12 protein-coding genes and 1 pseudogene are annotated in these 18,355 nt (G+C 46.5%); 2 read left to right on the top strand and 11 right to left on the bottom strand.

From position 1 onward, the window contains the following. The 3 genes from AXE77_RS05110 to clpB form a co-directional block, all read right to left on the bottom strand. A partial coding sequence (locus AXE77_RS05110; protein WP_116712425.1) for an ATP-binding cassette domain-containing protein occupies window positions 1-371 on the bottom strand: 371 nt, incomplete at its 3' end. Between the two features lie 26 nt (window positions 372-397). Next, window positions 398-559 (bottom strand): hypothetical protein, encoded by a 162-nt coding sequence (locus AXE77_RS05115; protein WP_165846082.1) that lies wholly within the window; start codon window positions 557-559, stop codon window positions 398-400. 308 nt (window positions 560-867) lie between these two features. Then, the gene (gene clpB / locus AXE77_RS05120; protein WP_116712427.1) at window positions 868-3,462 is read right to left on the bottom strand and encodes an ATP-dependent chaperone ClpB; all 2,595 of its coding nucleotides are present in this window, start codon (window positions 3,460-3,462) and stop codon (window positions 868-870) included. A gap of 315 nt (window positions 3,463-3,777) precedes the next feature. On the opposite strand from clpB, the gene AXE77_RS05125 reads away from it, so the two are divergent. Beyond that, a complete protein-coding gene (locus AXE77_RS05125; RefSeq protein WP_116712428.1) occupies window positions 3,778-4,593 on the top strand; it encodes a fumarylacetoacetate hydrolase family protein in 816 nt (271 codons plus the stop codon). A 39-nt stretch (window positions 4,594-4,632) separates the two neighbouring features. Here the strand turns inward: AXE77_RS05125 and AXE77_RS05130 are convergent, their stop codons facing one another. The 3 genes from AXE77_RS05130 to AXE77_RS05140 form a co-directional block, all read right to left on the bottom strand. Beyond that, window positions 4,633-5,433: a YggS family pyridoxal phosphate-dependent enzyme gene (locus tag AXE77_RS05130; RefSeq protein ID WP_116712429.1), complete on the bottom strand. Its 801-nt coding sequence runs from the start codon at window positions 5,431-5,433 to the stop codon at window positions 4,633-4,635. Between the two features lie 35 nt (window positions 5,434-5,468). Beyond that, window positions 5,469-6,518: a glutamyl-Q tRNA(Asp) synthetase gene (locus AXE77_RS05135; protein WP_116712430.1), complete on the bottom strand. Its 1,050-nt coding sequence runs from the start codon at window positions 6,516-6,518 to the stop codon at window positions 5,469-5,471. A 124-nt stretch (window positions 6,519-6,642) separates the two neighbouring features. Further along, window positions 6,643-7,374 carry an MIP/aquaporin family protein gene (locus AXE77_RS05140; RefSeq protein WP_116712431.1) on the bottom strand — a complete coding sequence of 244 codons (732 nt, stop codon included), beginning with the start codon at window positions 7,372-7,374 and terminating at the stop codon, window positions 6,643-6,645. A gap of 609 nt (window positions 7,375-7,983) precedes the next feature. On the opposite strand from AXE77_RS05140, the gene AXE77_RS05145 reads away from it, so the two are divergent. Next, on the top strand, window positions 7,984-10,221 hold the full coding sequence (locus AXE77_RS05145; RefSeq protein WP_116712432.1) for an RNA degradosome polyphosphate kinase: 2,238 nt from the start codon (window positions 7,984-7,986) through the stop codon (window positions 10,219-10,221). 179 nt (window positions 10,222-10,400) lie between these two features. Here AXE77_RS05145 and AXE77_RS05150 read toward each other — a convergent pair whose 3' ends face one another. The 5 genes and pseudogenes from AXE77_RS05150 to AXE77_RS05175 form a co-directional block, all read right to left on the bottom strand. Continuing rightward, a complete protein-coding gene (locus AXE77_RS05150; RefSeq protein ID WP_116712433.1) occupies window positions 10,401-11,198 on the bottom strand; it encodes a type 1 glutamine amidotransferase in 798 nt (265 codons plus the stop codon). A 27-nt stretch (window positions 11,199-11,225) separates the two neighbouring features. Beyond that, window positions 11,226-12,668: a Mur ligase family protein gene (locus tag AXE77_RS05155; RefSeq protein ID WP_116712434.1), complete on the bottom strand. Its 1,443-nt coding sequence runs from the start codon at window positions 12,666-12,668 to the stop codon at window positions 11,226-11,228. A gap of 5 nt (window positions 12,669-12,673) precedes the next feature. After that, the gene (dnaB, locus tag AXE77_RS05160) at window positions 12,674-14,146 is read right to left on the bottom strand and encodes a replicative DNA helicase (protein ID WP_116712482.1); all 1,473 of its coding nucleotides are present in this window, start codon (window positions 14,144-14,146) and stop codon (window positions 12,674-12,676) included. 27 nt (window positions 14,147-14,173) lie between these two features. Further along, entirely contained in the window at window positions 14,174-15,538 is a 1,365-nt protein-coding gene (locus AXE77_RS05165) for an MATE family efflux transporter (protein WP_116712483.1), read from the bottom strand. Window positions 15,539-16,708: 1,170 nt separating this feature from the next. Further along, window positions 16,709-18,223 (bottom strand): annotated as a pseudogene (locus AXE77_RS05175) (ammonium transporter); the annotation flags it as partial. Window positions 18,224-18,355: the final 132 nt, after the last annotated feature.

Raw genomic sequence — 18,355 nt, forward strand, 5'->3', positions numbered from 1 at the left:
TTCCAAGCAGCTTGATACGCAGCGCTCCACGATAAACCTCGCGCCCATGCGGCATATTGAACATTTTTTAACACACTCGATGCATTCATAAGTTCAAATGATTGTGGCAAATAACCAATATTTGACCGAGCTTTAGCCCTTTCCGCACGATCAGTTACATCAAAGCCATGAACAAAAAGTTTTCCACTAGAGGGAGCATAAATAGTCGCTATAACGTTAAGCAGAGTAGTTTTCCCAGCACCATTTGGCCCCAAAAGACCACATATGCCAAAAGATAAATCTATAGAAAGATTATGCAAAATTTGTTTTTTCCCATACGAAAAATTCACATTAACAAGTTGCACATCTGAGCCCGTATATGATTCTTGCATATCTCACCACTTAATAACTAGACTACTTACCTACAACTTCGTATATTTTCTCTGTCTATTCCAACTACAGAATCACTCATCTGAGCATAAGCTGACATTGGAATAGCATAAACAATAGTAGAAAGCGCAACTATTGCAAATCCTTCCTTTGCGAACATATTCGTATCTCCATTTTCAATCTGCTTCATAACGTATTCAGCCTTGAATACGTACACGTATTTTATAATAATTCAACATAAAAAAAAAATAGATTTTTACAAAAACCAATTAAAATTTTAAAAGATACGCATATCCTATAATGCCAATTATCAGCAATAACTCGAAAAATTAAGGGGGAATTCCACCTTTTTATTTCAAGTTCATTCTACAAATATTTTTTATTTAGATAAAAAATAGCGTGCTGTCTACTGGGGAATAATCCAACAAACAGCACGCTTTGTTTTATTTGACTACATTATTTGACTACATTATTTGACTACATTAAAGAATGCAGGCACTACGCAATCTTTAGGGTCACATGGTCGCTAGTATTCTCACAATCCGCAACTACGCGAGCACCATCATGCACCTTTCCAGAAAGCAGCAATCGCGCAAGTTGATCGCCAATTTCCGTTTGAACCAATCTACGCAAAGGACGAGCACCATAAACTGGATCATAGCCATGCTCCGCAAGCCAAGCGCGAGCAGAGTCGCTCACATCCAAGCTAATGCGGCGGTCGCTCAAGCGTGCAGCCACTTGACGAACTTGAATATCCACAATTCCACCAAGCTCTTCGCGACTCAACGGATGGAACATAACAAGCTCATCCAAACGGTTAATGAACTCTGGCTTAAACTCAGCGTGAACAGCGTTCATAACAGCCTTGCGTTTAGCAGCATCATCCAATCCTTCTTGTACAAGGAATTGCGAACCCAAGTTTGATGTCATAATCAAAATCGTATTCGTAAAATCAACCGTTCTACCCTGACCGTCAGTCAAACGACCATCGTCCAAAACCTGCAGCAAAACGTCGAATACTTCCGGATGCGCCTTCTCAACTTCGTCAAAAAGCACTACAGAATACGGACGTCTACGCACAGCTTCAGTAAGCTGGCCGCCTTCCTCGTAGCCAATGTAACCAGGAGCAGCACCGATTAGACGCGAAACAGAAGCCTTTTCCATGTACTCGCTCATATCAATGCGAACCATTGCGCGCTCGTCGTCAAACAAAAAGTCAGCAAGAGCCTTCGCAAGCTCCGTCTTACCAACGCCAGTAGGACCCAAGAATAGGAACGAACCGGTCGGGCGATTCGGGTCTGCAATTCCAGCGCGGCTTCTGCGTACAGCATCCGCTATAGCCTGGATTGCTTCGCTTTGACCAACCACACGCTTAGAAAGCTCCTTTTCCATGTTGAGTAGCTTCTCATTTTCGCCTTGCATCAAGCGACCAACAGGAATGCCCGTCCATTCGCTAACAACTCCTGCAATAGAATCAGCATCAACCTGATCCGGAACCATTGGCTCTTTCGCTTCACTCTTAGCGTTAGCAGCCTGTGATTCCGCTTCTTCCAAAGCTTTTTGAATGCTTGGAATTTCGCCATACAAAATACGGCTTGCTTGTTCCAAGTTGCCTTCACGCGTGAATTTGTCGGCTTCTACTCGCTTAGCGTCGAGTTGCGCTCGCAAATCGCCAACCTTGTTATGGCCAGCCTTTTCCGCATCCCAACGCGCTTTCAATCCAGAAAGCTTCTCGCGCGAGTTTGCTAATTCTTCCTGCAACTTTTCTAAGCGTTCGCGCGCAGCAGCATCTTCCGCCTTCTTTAATTGCATTTCTTCCATTTCAAGACGCGTAACTTTACGCTGCAATTCGTCGATCTCTTCTGGCTGAGAATCAAGCTCCATACGCAAGTGAGCTGCCGCTTCATCCACCAAATCAATCGCCTTATCTGGAAGCTGCCTGCCAGTAATATAGCGGTTTGAAAGCGTTGCTGCGGCTACGATTGCATCGTCACTAATCGTCACCTTGTGGTGTGCTTCGTAACGTTGCTTAAGTCCACGCAAAATCGTCACCGTGTCTTCAACAGAAGGCTCACCAACAAACACTTGCTGGAATCTGCGTTCAAGCGCCGAATCCTTTTCAATATGTTCGCGATACTCGTTAAGCGTAGTTGCACCAACCAAACGCAGCTCACCGCGCGCAAGCATTGGCTTAAGCATATTGCCAGCATCCATTGAACCTTCTGCAGATCCTGCGCCAACAACAGTGTGAATTTCGTCAATAAACGTAATAATTTGACCGTCTGATTGTTGGATTTCCTTCAACACTGCTTTTAAGCGTTCCTCAAACTCGCCGCGATACTTCGAACCTGCAACCATCGAAGCCAAATCGAGACTGATAAGACGCTTGTTTTGCAAAGTTGTAGGCACATCCCCTGCAACGATTCGCTGAGCCAATCCTTCTACAACTGCCGTTTTACCAACGCCCGGCTCGCCAATTAGCACAGGATTATTCTTCGTGCGGCGAGAAAGAATCTGAATTACACGACGAATTTCCTGATCGCGCCCAATTACTGGGTCGAGCTTTCCTTCGCGAGCGCGCGCAGTCATATCAACAGAATACTTTTCGAGCGCTTTGTAGTTGCCTTCCGCGTCTGGGCTGGTAACTTTCGCGCCTCCGCGTACAGTTGGCACAGCCTTTCGCAACGCGTCTGCAGAAACATTGTGCTTTTTGAAAATATCCGCAACTGTATTCGGCGCGCTTGCAACCATGCCGATAAGCATGTGCTCCGTAGAAACGTATTCGTCTCCCATTGCGCGCATTTCTTTTTCCGCCTGGCTTAGCGCAGCCAGAAGCTGACGGCTTGCATCTGGCTTAGTCGTAGTAGAGCCAGTAGATGAAGGCAATGCCACTAATGCGTTACGAATTTCAGCACCGATTTGTTGCGCATCTGCCCCCGTCTGCGCAATAAGCGCGCGCACGACGCCCTGCTCTTGGCGAAGTAAAGCATCCGCCAAATGCAAAGTGTCAACTTGCGCATTGCCAGCAGCCGCTGCACTTTGCACAGCATCACTTAATGCGTCTTGCGCTAAGGTTGTAAACTTTTGTTCCATATCTACCTCACTTCCACGAAAGCTGTAGAAACCATTTCAGTTAAGTCAAATCGCTGCAACTTTTATTGCAATTTCAAGCTTTTTGACGATACTTTCGAGTTCTAACGAGCTTTCACTTTCATGTATCTGATACGTATAACAGATTTTCCTATAACTTTATTCCTAAAACTTGAGTGTACTAGACTCAAGTTTTGTTTTCAAGAATTTTCAATCGCAAATAATTTACGCAAATAATTTAGTTAAGTAGCAGGCAAAGTTTAATTAAGTAGCAAGTAGTCTCTAATTAAGTAGCAAATATGTCGTAATCTTAAAAGCATGAGAATTGCACGTTTTTCGTATAATGAAGTTCCGCAATACGCTTTCGTTCAAAAAGACGAAACCGACGGTAAAGATTATTTAGTAGCGCTTGAAGGGCATCCTTTAAGCCCGCAAGGAGTTAAGCCAACTGGTAAACGTTACGCGTTGGATGCTGATGGCGTGCGTTTGCTTGTGCCTGTTATTCCTTCGAAAGTTTACGGATTGGCAAAAAATTACGATACGCGCTCTGACGACGAGCGCGCTACCTCTCCTGCGGCTTCTTCGCATACTGCCGAAGATATGGTGATTTTTACAAAGCCGAGCACTTCTGTAATTGGTCCGGACGATCCGATTGTGATTCCTGCTTGCTCAAACGACATGAATTTTGAGCCAGAAGTGGCAGTTGTTATGGGCAAAATCGCCAAAAATGTGACTGCAGCCACAGCAATGAATTACGTTTTTGGTTTTACGTGCGTAAACGACGTAACTTTGCGAGATTGCGCAGGAAGCGACCCAATGTGGACGCGCGCAAAGGGCTTCGACACTTCTTGCCCACTTGGACCTTGGATTACAACCGAGCTAAATTGGCGCGATGCACATATTTCGTTTACTCTTAATGGCGAAAATGTGCCAGAAGCTGACGGCACTACAGCTCGACTTATTCACAGTATTCCTGAGCAAATTGCTGCGATTTCAAGCTTCTCAACGCTTCTTCCAGGAGATGTGATTTTGACAGGAACTCCATACCCAGCTGGAACTTTGCGCGCTGGCGACGAAGCGATTGTGCACGTAGATGGTATTGGTTCGCTGCGCAATGTGATTGTGCATGCGTAACTAAAATCATCAATTTGACTTAAAAACTTTGACTTAAAACTACACAAATGCGCGTGGGCCAAAGATTGCCGAACCGATTCGAACCATCGTCGAGCCTTCGGCAATCGCCCACGCAAAATCGCCGGACATTCCCATCGAAAGCTCTAATTTTGCAGAGTTCCCATCATGATCTTGCGCGAGTTGTTCACTCACACAATCTCTAATTTCTCGCAATCTTGCAAAACCGCTTCTCACTATCTTTTCATCATCCACGCGCGCTCCGAGCGTCATAAATCCGTGCAAATTAAGCGCCGGAAGACTAGATATAGCGAGTGCTTCGTCAATCGCGCGTTCGGGCACGCACCCGGATTTTGTAGCTTCTCCCGAAACGTTCACTTCCAACATAACGTCTGTGCAAAGTCCTAAATTTTGCGCGCGAGCAGATATTTTTTGCGCAAGATCAATGCCGTCAACCGACTGAATACCATTTGCAAGCGGCAAAACTTTGTTTATTTTATTGCTTTGCAGCTGACCAATTAAGTAGAGTGGAATTTCGCCGTTCACACCAACGCTTAAACCTTCTCTAGCAGCTTGCGCACGTAAAATTTCAGCTTTTGCAACTATCTCTTGCGGGCGATTTTCCCCAATTACTCGCACTCCAGCTTTAAGCGCTGCCATAATTTCGCCGACATCTCGCGTTTTAGTTGCAGCAAGCAACGTAACCGACCCAGCTTTGCGTCTGTAATGCGATTCGGCTTGAGCAATAGCGTCTTGCACGCTGTGCACGCCGTCGGCAATTTGACGCGCGCGAACACAATCGACCTCAGTATTCGCCAAATCTTTTTGCGTCATATATGCCATTTATTGCCCCAATCTATCAAACCTAACTACATAGTTTAGTCGAGGAAGGGCACGGATTTGTCGGCTAAGTTTGCGCGAACAGAATCCCACGGCGTGTCAAGGCTTTTAAATAACGCGAGCGCGTCGGCAGCACTCATATCTACAGGCTGATTTTGCCCAGGCTTTTTGTATCCCAAAAGATACATGCAGTAGCCGATCATGCGCTCGGCACTCCAGCCAGCTTCTCGAAGCGCGCCAACGTCTAGCGAGTGCTTACTTTTTGCAAGCCGCTCGCCTTGAGCGTTATCAATTAGCGGCAAGTGCGCAAATTGCGGACGCACATAATGCACACCGTGAGCCGCAAAAAATCCCGATTTTTCAAGCAGCTCACCAATCCAAATCTGCAACGCTGCCGAACGAAGCAAATCACGCCCGCGCACAATATCATTTACTCCGCTCAAAACATCGTCAACAACAACCGCAAGCTGGTAAGAAAAAACGCCATCCGCGCGACGAATCACCATATCACCCAAGTCGCGATCAATATTAAAAGATTGCGCACCAAAAATCGCGTCTTCAAAATCAATATTTGCCTCCCTCGAATCAGCCGAAGGAACAGCAAGCCGCAAAGAATGTTGCTGATTATTTTGCAAACGCTTTTCGATTTGTGCCAAACCTTGCGCGTTTTTACGAAGATTTCTGCACGTACCCGGGTAACGTATGAAACCGTCGCCTTCCTGCGGAGCTGCGATTGCGCGAATGTCGGAACGCGAGCAAAAGCAAGGGTAAATCAACGAATTTCCGTCGTCGTCTTGCAAAGATTCTAGCGTCTCAAGAGCTTCTTGGTAAATTGCAGTGCGTTCATGCTGATAAGTCGGCTCACCAACCCAATCAAGACCAGCCCACTTCAAATCGTCAATAACTCGCGCGCTAGCATCCTTCGGCATGCGCGCAATATCAAGATCTTCCAAACGCAAAAGCATGTGGCCGCCCTGTGATTTTGCAGAGAGCCACGCAGCCAACATTGCTACCATATTGCCAATATGCATACGCCCGGAAGGAGTCGGCGCAAAACGCCCAATTGCAATAAGTGACTTAGAAAACATGATTTCGTCTTTCTTAATAAACGCAAGCTTACAAAATAAAAAGCGCGTAACGCATTCATACTAGCATTACGCGCTTCTTACAATCGCAATAAACCGCAATCAATCACAATCCAAAGCAACTGCTTTATGCAAACAAGACCTTATACATAAGCACGCCCAAGATTGCGCCAGCAGTAGGAGCAACAACTGGAATCCACGCTTCACCCCAGCGAGAAGAACCCTTGTGTGGAATTGGCAAAATTGCGTGGAGCAAACGCGGCATAAGATCACGTGCAGGGTTCAAAGCAGGACCAGTTGGGCCGCCCATAGAAGTCACCAAGCCCCAAACAACGAAGCCAACTACGATTGAAGCACCGGCCAAATTCTTCTCACCCCATGGAGAAGTAAGGCAGCAAAGTGCAGCCAGAACAAGCACAAGAGTACCGAAGAATTCGTTAAGGAAGTAGTTAATTTTGTTGTTATACGCATCCGTAGTGCAGAAAGTGCCAAGAATTGCTTCTGGCTCCTCAGTTTCGTTGTAGTGCGGCAAATAAGTTACGTACACAATAAGCTGGCCAACCAACGCACCCAGAAGCTGAGCGACAATATAAGGAGCTACATTCTCCCATGGGAACATGCCGTTTACAGCTTGCGCAATCGTCATCGCAGGATTGATATGCGCGCCGGAAATTCCGCCAAACATGAGCACTGGGAACATCACACCAAAACCGTAACCCATGGCAATATTGAGCCAACCGGCATGGTGTCCTTTAGTATTTTTTAATTCAACGTTTGCTACAGCACCGTTTCCGAAAATCATAAGAATAGCAGTGCCGATAAATTCTGCAGCCAACGTTGCCATAAACGAATGTTGCATGGTCCTTCGATCCTTCTTACCTGTTTCAAACTCCACACACGTAATCACGCGTCAATAAATTCACAACTCGCAATTGCGATTAGCACAGCATGGAACACAATATATTCTCATTTTCAAAGAAGCTAAGAAAATGAATTCCAACAATTATTCTTTGATAGTTTCCCTTATGCGCGCGACAGTCTGCACGAGCAGTAAAATCGCCCTCACATCAAAAGAGGCCCGCCACTTTGGCGAGCCTCTCGTTTACAAAAACAACTTCAGCGGATTCATCTGCACAACATCCTCGTTGCAACGGTTAAAGTCTTTAATGTCCCGTCCAACGTCCACGGATTTCATATCCATACACTTTTGTGGGTTACCGCTATCTCTATTTGTTTTTGTACTTATTATTATCGTCACTTTTCGCTTAATAGTAAAGTACAGAATAGCCTTTGTTCACATATTGTTGCTACTGTTCAATTGCACACAAAAAATCAAGTCTCTTGCACTATTTTGTGAACATGCAAAGGTTGTCATGTGCACTTGCGTTCTTATTGCATAATTGTCGGCGTGTCGAAAGCTTCGACACTCAGTCGCGCACTTCCCTTACAACGCATACAATTACGGAGTATGGTACAAATTTTTGACGCTCCCTCAAAGGCGATTTTGCGAGGTCAAATTGCAGAACACATCGCCGAAGATGAAAAGGCAGAAAAGCGTGAAGCTCGTGAGGGTGAGCTACCGTTGCCAAAGGATCGTTTCTTCGACCGCGAGTTAAGCTGGTTGAAGTTCAATCGACGCGTGCTTGAGTTGGCTCAAAATACCGATTTGCCACTCCTTGAACGTGCTAATTTTGCTGCTATTTTTGCGTCAAATCTCGACGAATTCTTTATGGTTCGAGTCGCAGGCTTGAAGCGACGCATTGATTCTGGCATTGCTGTTACCGCAGCATCCGGGCTCAGCCCACGCCAACAATTGCGCGCTATCAGCGAAGTGACGCATCGCCGCCAAGATGAGCATGCGCACTATGTTATCGACCATATTCTCCCGGAACTTGCCAAGCAGCGCATTGTTTTGCTCAGCTGGGATAAGCTTACTCAGTCCGAAAAAGATCGCCTTTCGGATTACTATCGCAAGCAAGTATTCCCTGTGCTCACCCCACTCGCAGTGGACCCTGCACACCCGTTCCCATACATTTCCGGCAAGTCTATTAACTTGGCTGTTATCGTCGAAAATCCAAATTCTGGGAAATCGCATTTTGCACGCGTAAAAATTCCAGACAATTTGAACCGTCTTGTGCCAGTTGACGATTTAACAGATGAAGAAGGCCGCGAGGAACGCTACGGCTTTATCACCATGGAAAAGTTGATTGCAGCGCACTTGGAATCGCTTTTCCCAGGCATGATTATTAAGGAAGCTCGCTCCTTCCGCGTTACGCGTAACGAGGATATTGACGTTGAGGAAGACGATGCAGAAAACTTGCTCAACGCTATGGAGAAAGAGCTTTTGCGTCGCCGCTTTGGACCGCCAATTCGTTTGGAAATTTCCGACGAAGCCAGCCCGTTCCTTTCCCAACTTCTTGCCAATCAGTTGCGAGTAAGCCCTGAGGAAGTGTATCGCTTACCTTCGCCGCTCGATATGACGGTACTTTTTGAGTTGCAGGCTTTGGATCGCCCAGATTTAAAGTATCGTCCGTTTATTCCGACTACGAATCGTCAGATTGCGGAAGTTGAAACTAGCCATGCGCAAGATATTTTCGCTTCGATTCGTGAGCACGATATTTTGTTGCATCACCCTTATGATTCCTTCTCTACTTCTGTGCAGGCTTTCCTTGCGCAAGCTGCTGCCGATCCGAAGGTTCTTGCAATTAAGCAGACTTTGTACCGAACTTCTAGCAATTCGCCGATTATCGATGCTCTTGTTGACGCGGCTCACGCTGGTAAGCAGGTGCTTGCGTTAGTTGAAATTAAGGCACGATTTGACGAGGATGCGAATATTGCGTGGGCGCGTAAGCTTGAGCGCGCAGGCGTGCACGTTGTATACGGCATTGTCGGTTTGAAGACGCATTGCAAGTTGTCTCTTGTGGTCCGTCAGGAAGCAGAAGGATTGCGACGCTACTGCCACGTTGGTACAGGAAATTACAATCCTAAGACAGCTCGTTTATACACGGATTTGGGATTGCTTACTTGTGATCCTGTAGTCGGACAGGATTTGACGCGTCTGTTCAACCAGCTTTCTGGTTACGCTCCAAAGTCAAGTTTCCACCGCTTACTTGTTGCTCCGCGTACAGTTCGCACTGGCATTATCCAACGTATTCGCCGCGAGGAAGCAGCGGCTCTTGCTGGTAAAGAAGCGTGGATTAAAATTAAAGTCAATTCTGTGGTTGACGAGCAAACTATTGATGCCTTGTACCGCGCTTCGCAAGCAGGCGTGAAGATTGATATTGTTGAGCGTGGCATTTGCTCATTGAAGCCTGGTATTGAGGGATTGAGCGATAATATTCGCGTTCGTTCAGTACTCGGCAGGTTCCTTGAACATAGCCGTATTTACGCGTTTGCTAATTCTTGTGGTCCACAAATTGGAGACGGCCCTGCGAGCGGTCCAGAAGTGTGGATTGGTTCAGCTGACTTGATGCACCGCAATCTTGATCGTCGCGTGGAAACGCTGGTTCGCATTAGCGCCCCTGACCAAGTTGAAGCGTTGATTCAGTATATTGATTTGCAAATGGCTGATTCTACGGTCTCATGGTGGATGGATGGCGATGGCACGTACACCTTGCACTCTCGCGACAAGGAAGGTCGTCCGCTCGTCGACAGCCAGGCTTATTTAATTCACACCCACACGCGCAAGCCTCGCGGTGCGAACTAAGTAAAAAGCTAACGCAATAAATAGCGTACGCAACGGCTGCATTGCGACTAACACGTTGTTTCCCGTGCGAATAGCTGAGAAAAATAAAGTCAAAAATCAATTTCAAAACTACAAAATAGCCTGCTGGTTTGCAATAATTTGCATAATTCAGCAGGCTTTTGTATATAATACAGGCAAGTTTACCGCGGACGAGTTATGGCGACTTTGCGAGCGCTATCGGCAAGTTCGTCCAGTTTTGCAAGCTCTGTGCGCTGAGTGTCCGTCTGATTTGGTGTAAATTCACCGTAACGATTTTCTGCAGCTTTTTGAATTAAAAAGTCAGCCAAACGCGGATTTTTCGGCAAAACGGAGCCGTGCATATACGTTCCAATAACGTTATATTTGCGAGCGCCTTCCGTGTGATCTTCACCATTATTTCCGCAATTTTCACCATCAACCGAGCCAAGCGGCTGCGTGCCATCTTCCAAGCTTGTGCGCCCGGAATGATTCTCGTAGCCCACAATATCGCCAAAATCGGCGCTGTGCTCCACAAGATTTCCAATCATGCGCACGTCTTGACCAACCGTATGCTCACCGAGTATGCCAATTCCTTGAAGCTTTTGGCCCTCAACGGTTTCAAAATACTCTCCAAAAAGCTGGTAAAGTCCGCAAATCATAAGCATTGGCACGCCACTTTTTGCAAGCTCCCGAATCGCATCCGCGCGCGCAAATAAATCTTCAGTAACTCTACTTTGACCATGGTCTTGGCCGCCGCCGCCAAGAATCATATCCACACGCTTTGGCCAATCATCGCCAACATTGTACTCGTGCAACACAGGTTTATATCCGTACAATTCCGCACGGCGCATAATCGTAAGCACATTGCCATAGTCGCCGTAAATATTCATGTCTTTCGGATATAGCGACACAATATCTAACACGCGATTTTTATACTCATTATTAGCAGTTGCCTGGCTAATATCACTGGCACCATTCATGACTTCTACTTTCCAACTACTTTCCAACTACTTTCCAACTCCAACGTCTTTAACTTCCGCAAGTTGCGCTAAAGTCGCGCGCACGCGAAGCATGGCAGTATACGTGCAGTATATGCGTTTTGCGTTTTTAGTGTTGCCGCTAAAATCACCGTTCACGAAAGATTTAACGTCTTCTTCTAAATCCGTATTCACATTGCGAGCCGCAACCTTATCGTATTCCAAGCGCAAAGCCATGTCCCATGCGCGAGTGCCAGAAACGCACGCAACTCCACCGCCGCTCAAGCATGTAAAATCAACATCCCACAGCCAGCTCATGTCTCGTCCGTCCGCATATTCGTCGCAAATCGCAATCATGGTGTCGTGATTTTGCGGATGATCAGAAGCAAGCGCAAGCCTAAAACCAATAGGATTTTTTACTAAAACAAGCTCAACTGGAGCACTATTAACTTCAATTACTTCGCCTCGGCCGAAAGCAGGCGTCACACGCGAAATCGCCGCCATAAGTGCGTCGTCGTCGAATTTTTGCAGCGCAGAATTTTGCTTTGCAGCGTCCGCTAAGATGGCGCGAACTACAGTTGCAGCAGCTGCGGCGTTGAAAATATTGTAAGCTCCGTCGAGTTTTACGGAAGTAGTTTTACGCTGCCCTTTGATAATAAACTCAGCCTCATGGTCGCCAACTTTTGAAAGCACAACATCTGCTTTGGGAAGGTTGCTATCTCTCCCCACTGCACCGTCTTCGCAATTTTCGTTTTTCTCAACATTATTGTGCAAATCATCATCAGTTGGGAACATACTTTTTACGGCATCGTCCAAACCAAAGTAGCGCACGCTAGTACCAGAAGGAACAACGTCTGCGAGCGCACGAATACGTGGATCTTCACGGTTTAACACTACCGTTCCTTCAGTCGCAGCGGCTACGTTACTTAATAGTTTCGCAGTCGTATCAATTTCGCCGAAACGGTCGAGCTGGTCGCGCATAACATTGAGTAACGTAGCGTAACGTGGTTTAATTTGATTTACAAAATGCACTGCGTACGCTTCGTCAAGCTCTAAAACCGCAATATCCGCATCTAGCTTTGTGCCAAAAGCAGTCATAGTTTTTGCGAGAGCTGCCACTACGCCTCTAGTAAAGTTGGAGCCTGTTGGATTCGTAAATACTTTAAGTCCTGCGTCTCGCAGCATAGAAGTTACCATACGCGTCGTGGTAGTTTTGCCGTTAGTTCCGGAAATAAGTACTATTCCGTACGGTAATGTTGCTAAGGTTCGCGCTAAAAAGCCTGGATCAAGACGCTCGATTACTTTACCTGGCAGAGCACTTCCGCCGTGATGTAAAGCTCTGGAAAGTAAGCATACTAACTTTCCTACAGCGGGCATAGCAAAACTGTACCAATGCTTGTTCAAGGTCTTATTTAAATCTTTATTCAAATCTTTACGCAACTTTTTACGCGATTCATGGTTGCCACTTGACATACTTATCACACCCCTGCCTGCTGATAATCCTGTGGCATATCCATAAATTTGGAAGTTGCGCCAAGGAAGGCAAGATTGAAGGTATCAGTAGGGCCATTACGATGCTTAGCCATAATAATATCCGCTTCACCCGGGCGATCTTCCTTATTGTAGAAATCAGGACGATGCACCAGGAACACCACGTCAGCATCCTGCTCGATAGAACCAGATTCGCGCAAATCCGAAAGTTGCGGCTTCTTGTCGTTACGCATTTCTGGCCCACGATTGAGCTGGCTTAAAGCCACAACCGGCACTTCAAGCTCTTTAGCGAGCAATTTTAGCGCACGCGAAAATTCCGAAACTTCCTGCTGACGGCTTTCAACGCGCTTGCCGGAACTCATAAGCTGAAGGTAATCGATAACTACCAGTTTCAAATCATTCGTTTGTTTCAAACGACGACATTTTGCGCGAATCTCCATCAAACTCATATTTGGACTGTCGTCAATAAAAAGTGGGGCGTTCTGCATTTTTGTCCAGAAATTATTGAGTGTATTCCAGCGATCCGGCGTAATATCTTCCGCTCTACGCATGGCAGCAAGCGGAATATTCGTTTCTGCAGCAATAATGCGCTGCGCTAATTCCACTTTGCTCATTTCGAGCGAGAATACGATGGTAGTTAGATTATGATGTAACGCAGCCGAACGTGCAAAATCAATGCCGAGCGTTGACTTACCCATGGCTGGACGGCCTGCAACAACAATCATTTGACCAGGCTGCAAACCTTGCGTAACTTCGTCAATATCACGAAAACCGGTTGGCACGCCTTGTTCAAGCTCATGATTCTGCATTTTATCGAGCTGATCGAGCGTATTTTGCAAAACCGGACCAATAGCAACATAATCCTGACGTATTTTACCAGCGCTCATCTCGTACACTTCCGATTGTGCGAGATTTACGATATCTTCTGCCTGCGCACCTGAGGCAGAATAGCCCATTTGCGCAATTTTAGTGCCGGCTGTAATGACGTTACGCAAAACGGCATTCTGATGCACAATATCTGCATAATACATTGCATTTGCAGCCGTCGGTACGGAAGCCACGAGGCTGTGCAAATAATCGGCACCACCAATTTTATCGAGATTGCCAGCTTTCATTAATTCGTTAGCAACCAGCACAACATCAACTGGCTGCGAACCAGAAAACAGCGTAAGAATAGCATCATAAATTGTTTGATGCTGAGGCTGGTAGAAATCAGCCGTTTCAAGTACTTGCGATACCTCACCAATAGCATCCTTACTCATGAGCATGCCACCGAGTACCGCCATTTCTGCGTCAACATCGTGCGGAGGCACACGATCAAACAGTGTTACACCGCCCATTTCACTGCCGCGACTTGTACTTTCAGAACCGTATAACGAAGCGTCACCGTTGCCGCCTCGATTACTTCCAGCGCGACTCACCTTGCTTGACGCGGACTGCCACATATCATTATCTGCCATAGAATCGAGTATAAACGCGCGCACGTATTACAGCCGCGCAGCAGATTCCATCCACGTATCGTTGCGTATTCTTAGACTATTTCCCACGGCACGACCACCAATATACACAGCGTTTAACACAACCCACAGCGTAATAGTTCGCGTAATATCGTGAGTATTTAGTAGCGAATCAATTGCGTAAGTAGTAAGAAGCGCAAGTAAATACACTACTGCCGTTGCAGAGCAAGCCTTTGCTAAATAACGATGGTCGCCAGCACCAATAAGCACGCCATCTAAAGCCCACATCCAACCAGCAAGAGGTAGGAACAATCCTATTATTGTCATGCCGATCGCAATGAGGAGCTGAATATCCGCGTGCGGAGTGAATAATGGCGAGCAACTCCATCCAACTAATATCATTACTAAACCAACAATCACACTACTTACCGCACCTACTTGAGCGCAAATACGCGTAATCATGCCGGCACGCTCACGAAGACCCGCACCAAGTGCAGCTGCAACAATAGTTTGCGCAGCGATACCAATAGCATCGAGAATATTCATCACAAAGTTCCAGCAAGAATTGGCAACTTGGTAAGCTGCAAGCGTATTCGTGCCGAGTCTCGTGGCCATAACAACCGTGGCAACCATACATACACGCAGTGCAAGAGTGCGCACAAAAAGCGGCACACCGCTACCAGCGGAATGTAAAATATGGCGAAAATGCGGCCGGAGACGCGCCTGACTTTGTGCAGCCCACACAATAGCCGGGATAGTGAGCACCAATCCCATATACCATTGCGCAATCATGGTAGCAATACCAGATCCTGCAATTCCTAAACGCAAACCAAACACCATGATTACGTCAAGTATCGTATTAATTATGGCTCCACTTACCGCAGCAAATAAGGTAATGTGCACATTGCGTAAGCCTCGAAATATGCCATTTGCTGCGTAAACGAGCAGCATTGCTGGCAATCCCGGTATCACCGTTTGTGTGTACACAATTGCATTGCGCAAAGTTTCGCCGCGCGCTCCAACAGCGTAACATAACGGCTCCGCAGCAAACAGAAGTATCACAGTAAGCACAATCCCAAGTAGCATTGCCAACCATAATCCATCCATGCCAACGCTAAAACCTTCACGCCGTTTGCCGGCACCTAAAAGACGAGCAACTTGCGAAGTTGTATTGTACGCGAGAAAAAGGCAAAGACCGGTAGTGGTAAGAAGCACCGTTGAGCCAATAGAAAGCCCTGCAAGGGCGTTGCGGCCAATGTGACCGATAATAGCAGTATCAATGAGCACGAATGCTGGTTCTGCAATAAGTTGACCGAATGTTGGCACAGCAAGCAGCCACATATTGCGGAGCACATCTTTCCGTTGTGAAGCAATGTCGTTAACAGGCTTAAGCATGTGAGCATCTACTACAGTAGCTTGCGCAAGATTACTTTGCGTATTTTTGCGTAACGTATCTTTGCTTGACTTGTTTGACGAAGCACGATGTGCGTCGTGCGGCAATGTTGCCATATTGTTATTTTCCAACTGCTTATGTGCCATAGTGTTTTATTGTATCGCTTTACTTTTTAATTAGTTTATTTGCGGCGAAATTACTTTTTTTCGATTGTTTGCGTACACAAGCAACTCATCCGCTTACTTACTTTGGTTTGCGCGCTAACACAAATATGTTAAAAGTGCAAATAGAAAGATTGGTTTACACAAGTTATCCGCAGGATATCCACATTGTTATCCCCATTATGTGGATAATTTTGCCAGATGTCCACTTGAACACGCCTAAAATGTGGATAACTCAACTTTTTATTCACATGTCATATTTCGTGCGTGTCTTATTTGATACTTTACGCAGGCAAATGCGCCTTTCAAAAGCCAAGGAAAATCAAAAACCGCGTGCTTTACTTACGTAACACACACGGTTTGTAATGTCTCGATACATTCGTTACGGAACTATCTTACGATATGCACTTTCAACATTGTGACCATTTATGATCACTTAGCATTGTTGCGTTTACCAGACTTTTTCTTTCGAGTCTCCTCTTGAGACTGTTCAACAGAACCTTCGCTCTGTGCCGTCTCACGACTCTCAGCAACATCCTTATTAGTTGCAGTGTCACCTTCAGCGTTACCTTCAGCGTCACTGTTCTCAGCGTCACTGTCAGCATCAACAGCTTTATCAACATCGGCATCTTCAGCTTCACTGTCCTCAGCCTCAGTATCCTCAACTTCAGCATCAGACTCAGCTGCATCACTATCGTCAGCCTCCGTACCCACTTCTATATTGCTCTCCTCAGATTGGACATCCGATTCTGCAACCTCAGCTTCGATATTTTTACTATCTTCCACTAACGTTTCATCGACAGCATCATCCTGAACATCACTATCAGCGGCACTTTCGAGCGCAACCTCACTCTGTTCAACAGTCTCATCGTTAGTATCAACCTCAATCTCCGGACGCTCAGGCTCAGCCGCATTATCATCAACCGCAATATCTACCGACGCAAGCACAGCCATCTGCTCTCTACTCGCATCGCCGTCATTGGCAACAGTTACCACAGCACCGCCATGACTTTGCGCAATAGTGGAAAAATCGTAAGCACGCTCGCCTTGATCGGCCAAATCAACGCCCTTACGCTCCTTAGCTTCCGAAATACGCCAGCCTAACAGCTTCTCAAGCGCAAAAGCAACAACCGCTGTTACAGCACCCGAATACAGCACGGTAATACCAATCAAGCATAATTGTGCAACCAACTGATGCCAGTCACCAACAGCAAATAATCCGGTACCGTCAGCAAACAAGCCAACTGCAAGCACACCAATAAAAGCAGCAACACCATTTACGCTCACCACGTGCAAAGCGCCATCGTAACGCACAAACATGCGAGAATGTGAAACCAGCGAAGTAATAACTCCAGCAAGCACGCCCAGCACCAACGCCCACAGCGGAGCAATAACATCCGCAGCAGCAGCGCTCGCAGCCAAGCCAGCCATAATTCCAGAAGCCGCACCCAACGCACTAAAGCAACCAGAACGCAAACGTTCAGTCACACCCCAAGCAAGCATAGAAGCCGAAGCTGTAATCATAGAACTCACCCAAGCGTAACCAGCAACGCCAGGAACACCTGCGGACGAACCAATCATCAAACCAAGCCAGCCAAACCAAATCAAAAACACGCCCAGCACAACAAACGGAACATTATGCGGATGACGGGCAGCTACAGCACTATCTGTGGCGGATTGGGCAGGTTCTGAAGCAACCTCAGCAACTGTTGCAACCGGAGAAACAACAGCACTCTGAACAGCATTCTGCGCATTCGCAACATCAGCCCACAAAGCACGAGACAAACGACTTTTCACACCATGATTACGAATATGCTTATCTTTTAATGAATCGGAACCTGCAGCACTACCAGCATCAGCACCAACACTTGTGCGCGCAACATTCTTAATATGCAGCACAAAATGCTTCAATTGGAAATGCGCATGACCGCCAATAATGAGCACAATGGCAAGAGCAGAAACCGCTGCAGCAATATGCAATACAGAACCACCAGCAAAATCGTGCACCTGGATACCAAGAGCTTGCGAAATAGCACCGTTAGGAGATAACAATCCGCCGCCACAAACCATGTGTGCCAACGGAGCGAATACTAACGTCACCCAAACAGCCACAAAAATCAACCAAATAGCATAACGTACACGGCCTGCCAAAGCACCTGTAATAAGCGCAACAGCGACCACAGCACAGGCTAAACGGAAAGCTGCAGGAATGCCACCAGCCAAACCAGAATTAGCATCCATGGAAGTAAATACGCCATGATCTGCCACCATGGAATCACGGAACAAAAGGCCACTAATCGGATCTCCAACTACGCCACCGGCCATATCTTTGCCAGCGAAAGCCATAGACCATCCCCACAACGTCCACACAATCGTCGTGACGGCAATAGCACCAGCAGACAGCATCATCATATTTACCATAGAAGTAGCACGTTCGCGACCGCCATAAAACAGCGCAATGCCAGGCGTAATAATAAATACCAACGCACCAGCCAACAACGCCCATTGCGGATCCATTGTGGTCATGTCTCACCTCAATTATTCAACAGCACAACGCAAACGGCACAATAACAGTGCCGTTGCAGCTGACGTATTACATTATTGCTATATAGCTATTGTAACGAGAAAAGTTACGTAACAAAAAGACTATGAAATAAG

This window comes from Gardnerella massiliensis, from assembly GCF_003408845.1.
Classification (GTDB): domain Bacteria; phylum Actinomycetota; class Actinomycetes; order Actinomycetales; family Bifidobacteriaceae; genus Bifidobacterium; species Bifidobacterium vaginale_H.

What these genes read in the sequence shown, in the direction of transcription:
- AXE77_RS05115 (WP_165846082.1), bottom strand. Translation starts at nt 559, where the DNA reads ATGAAGCAGATTGAAAATGGAGATACGAATATGTTCGCAAAGGAAGGA.
- clpB (WP_116712427.1), bottom strand. Translation starts at nt 3,462, where the DNA reads ATGGAACAAAAGTTTACAACCTTAGCGCAAGACGCATTAAGTGATGCT.
- AXE77_RS05125 (WP_116712428.1), top strand. Translation starts at nt 3,778, where the DNA reads ATGAGAATTGCACGTTTTTCGTATAATGAAGTTCCGCAATACGCTTTC.
- AXE77_RS05130 (WP_116712429.1), bottom strand. Translation starts at nt 5,433, where the DNA reads ATGGCATATATGACGCAAAAAGATTTGGCGAATACTGAGGTCGATTGT.
- AXE77_RS05135 (WP_116712430.1), bottom strand. Translation starts at nt 6,518, where the DNA reads ATGTTTTCTAAGTCACTTATTGCAATTGGGCGTTTTGCGCCGACTCCT.
- AXE77_RS05140 (WP_116712431.1), bottom strand. Translation starts at nt 7,374, where the DNA reads ATGCAACATTCGTTTATGGCAACGTTGGCTGCAGAATTTATCGGCACT.
- AXE77_RS05145 (WP_116712432.1), top strand. Translation starts at nt 7,984, where the DNA reads ATGGTACAAATTTTTGACGCTCCCTCAAAGGCGATTTTGCGAGGTCAA.
- AXE77_RS05150 (WP_116712433.1), bottom strand. Translation starts at nt 11,198, where the DNA reads ATGAATGGTGCCAGTGATATTAGCCAGGCAACTGCTAATAATGAGTAT.
- AXE77_RS05155 (WP_116712434.1), bottom strand. Translation starts at nt 12,668, where the DNA reads ATGTCAAGTGGCAACCATGAATCGCGTAAAAAGTTGCGTAAAGATTTG.
- dnaB (WP_116712482.1), bottom strand. Translation starts at nt 14,146, where the DNA reads ATGGCAGATAATGATATGTGGCAGTCCGCGTCAAGCAAGGTGAGTCGC.
- AXE77_RS05165 (WP_116712483.1), bottom strand. Translation starts at nt 15,538, where the DNA reads ATGCTTAAGCCTGTTAACGACATTGCTTCACAACGGAAAGATGTGCTC.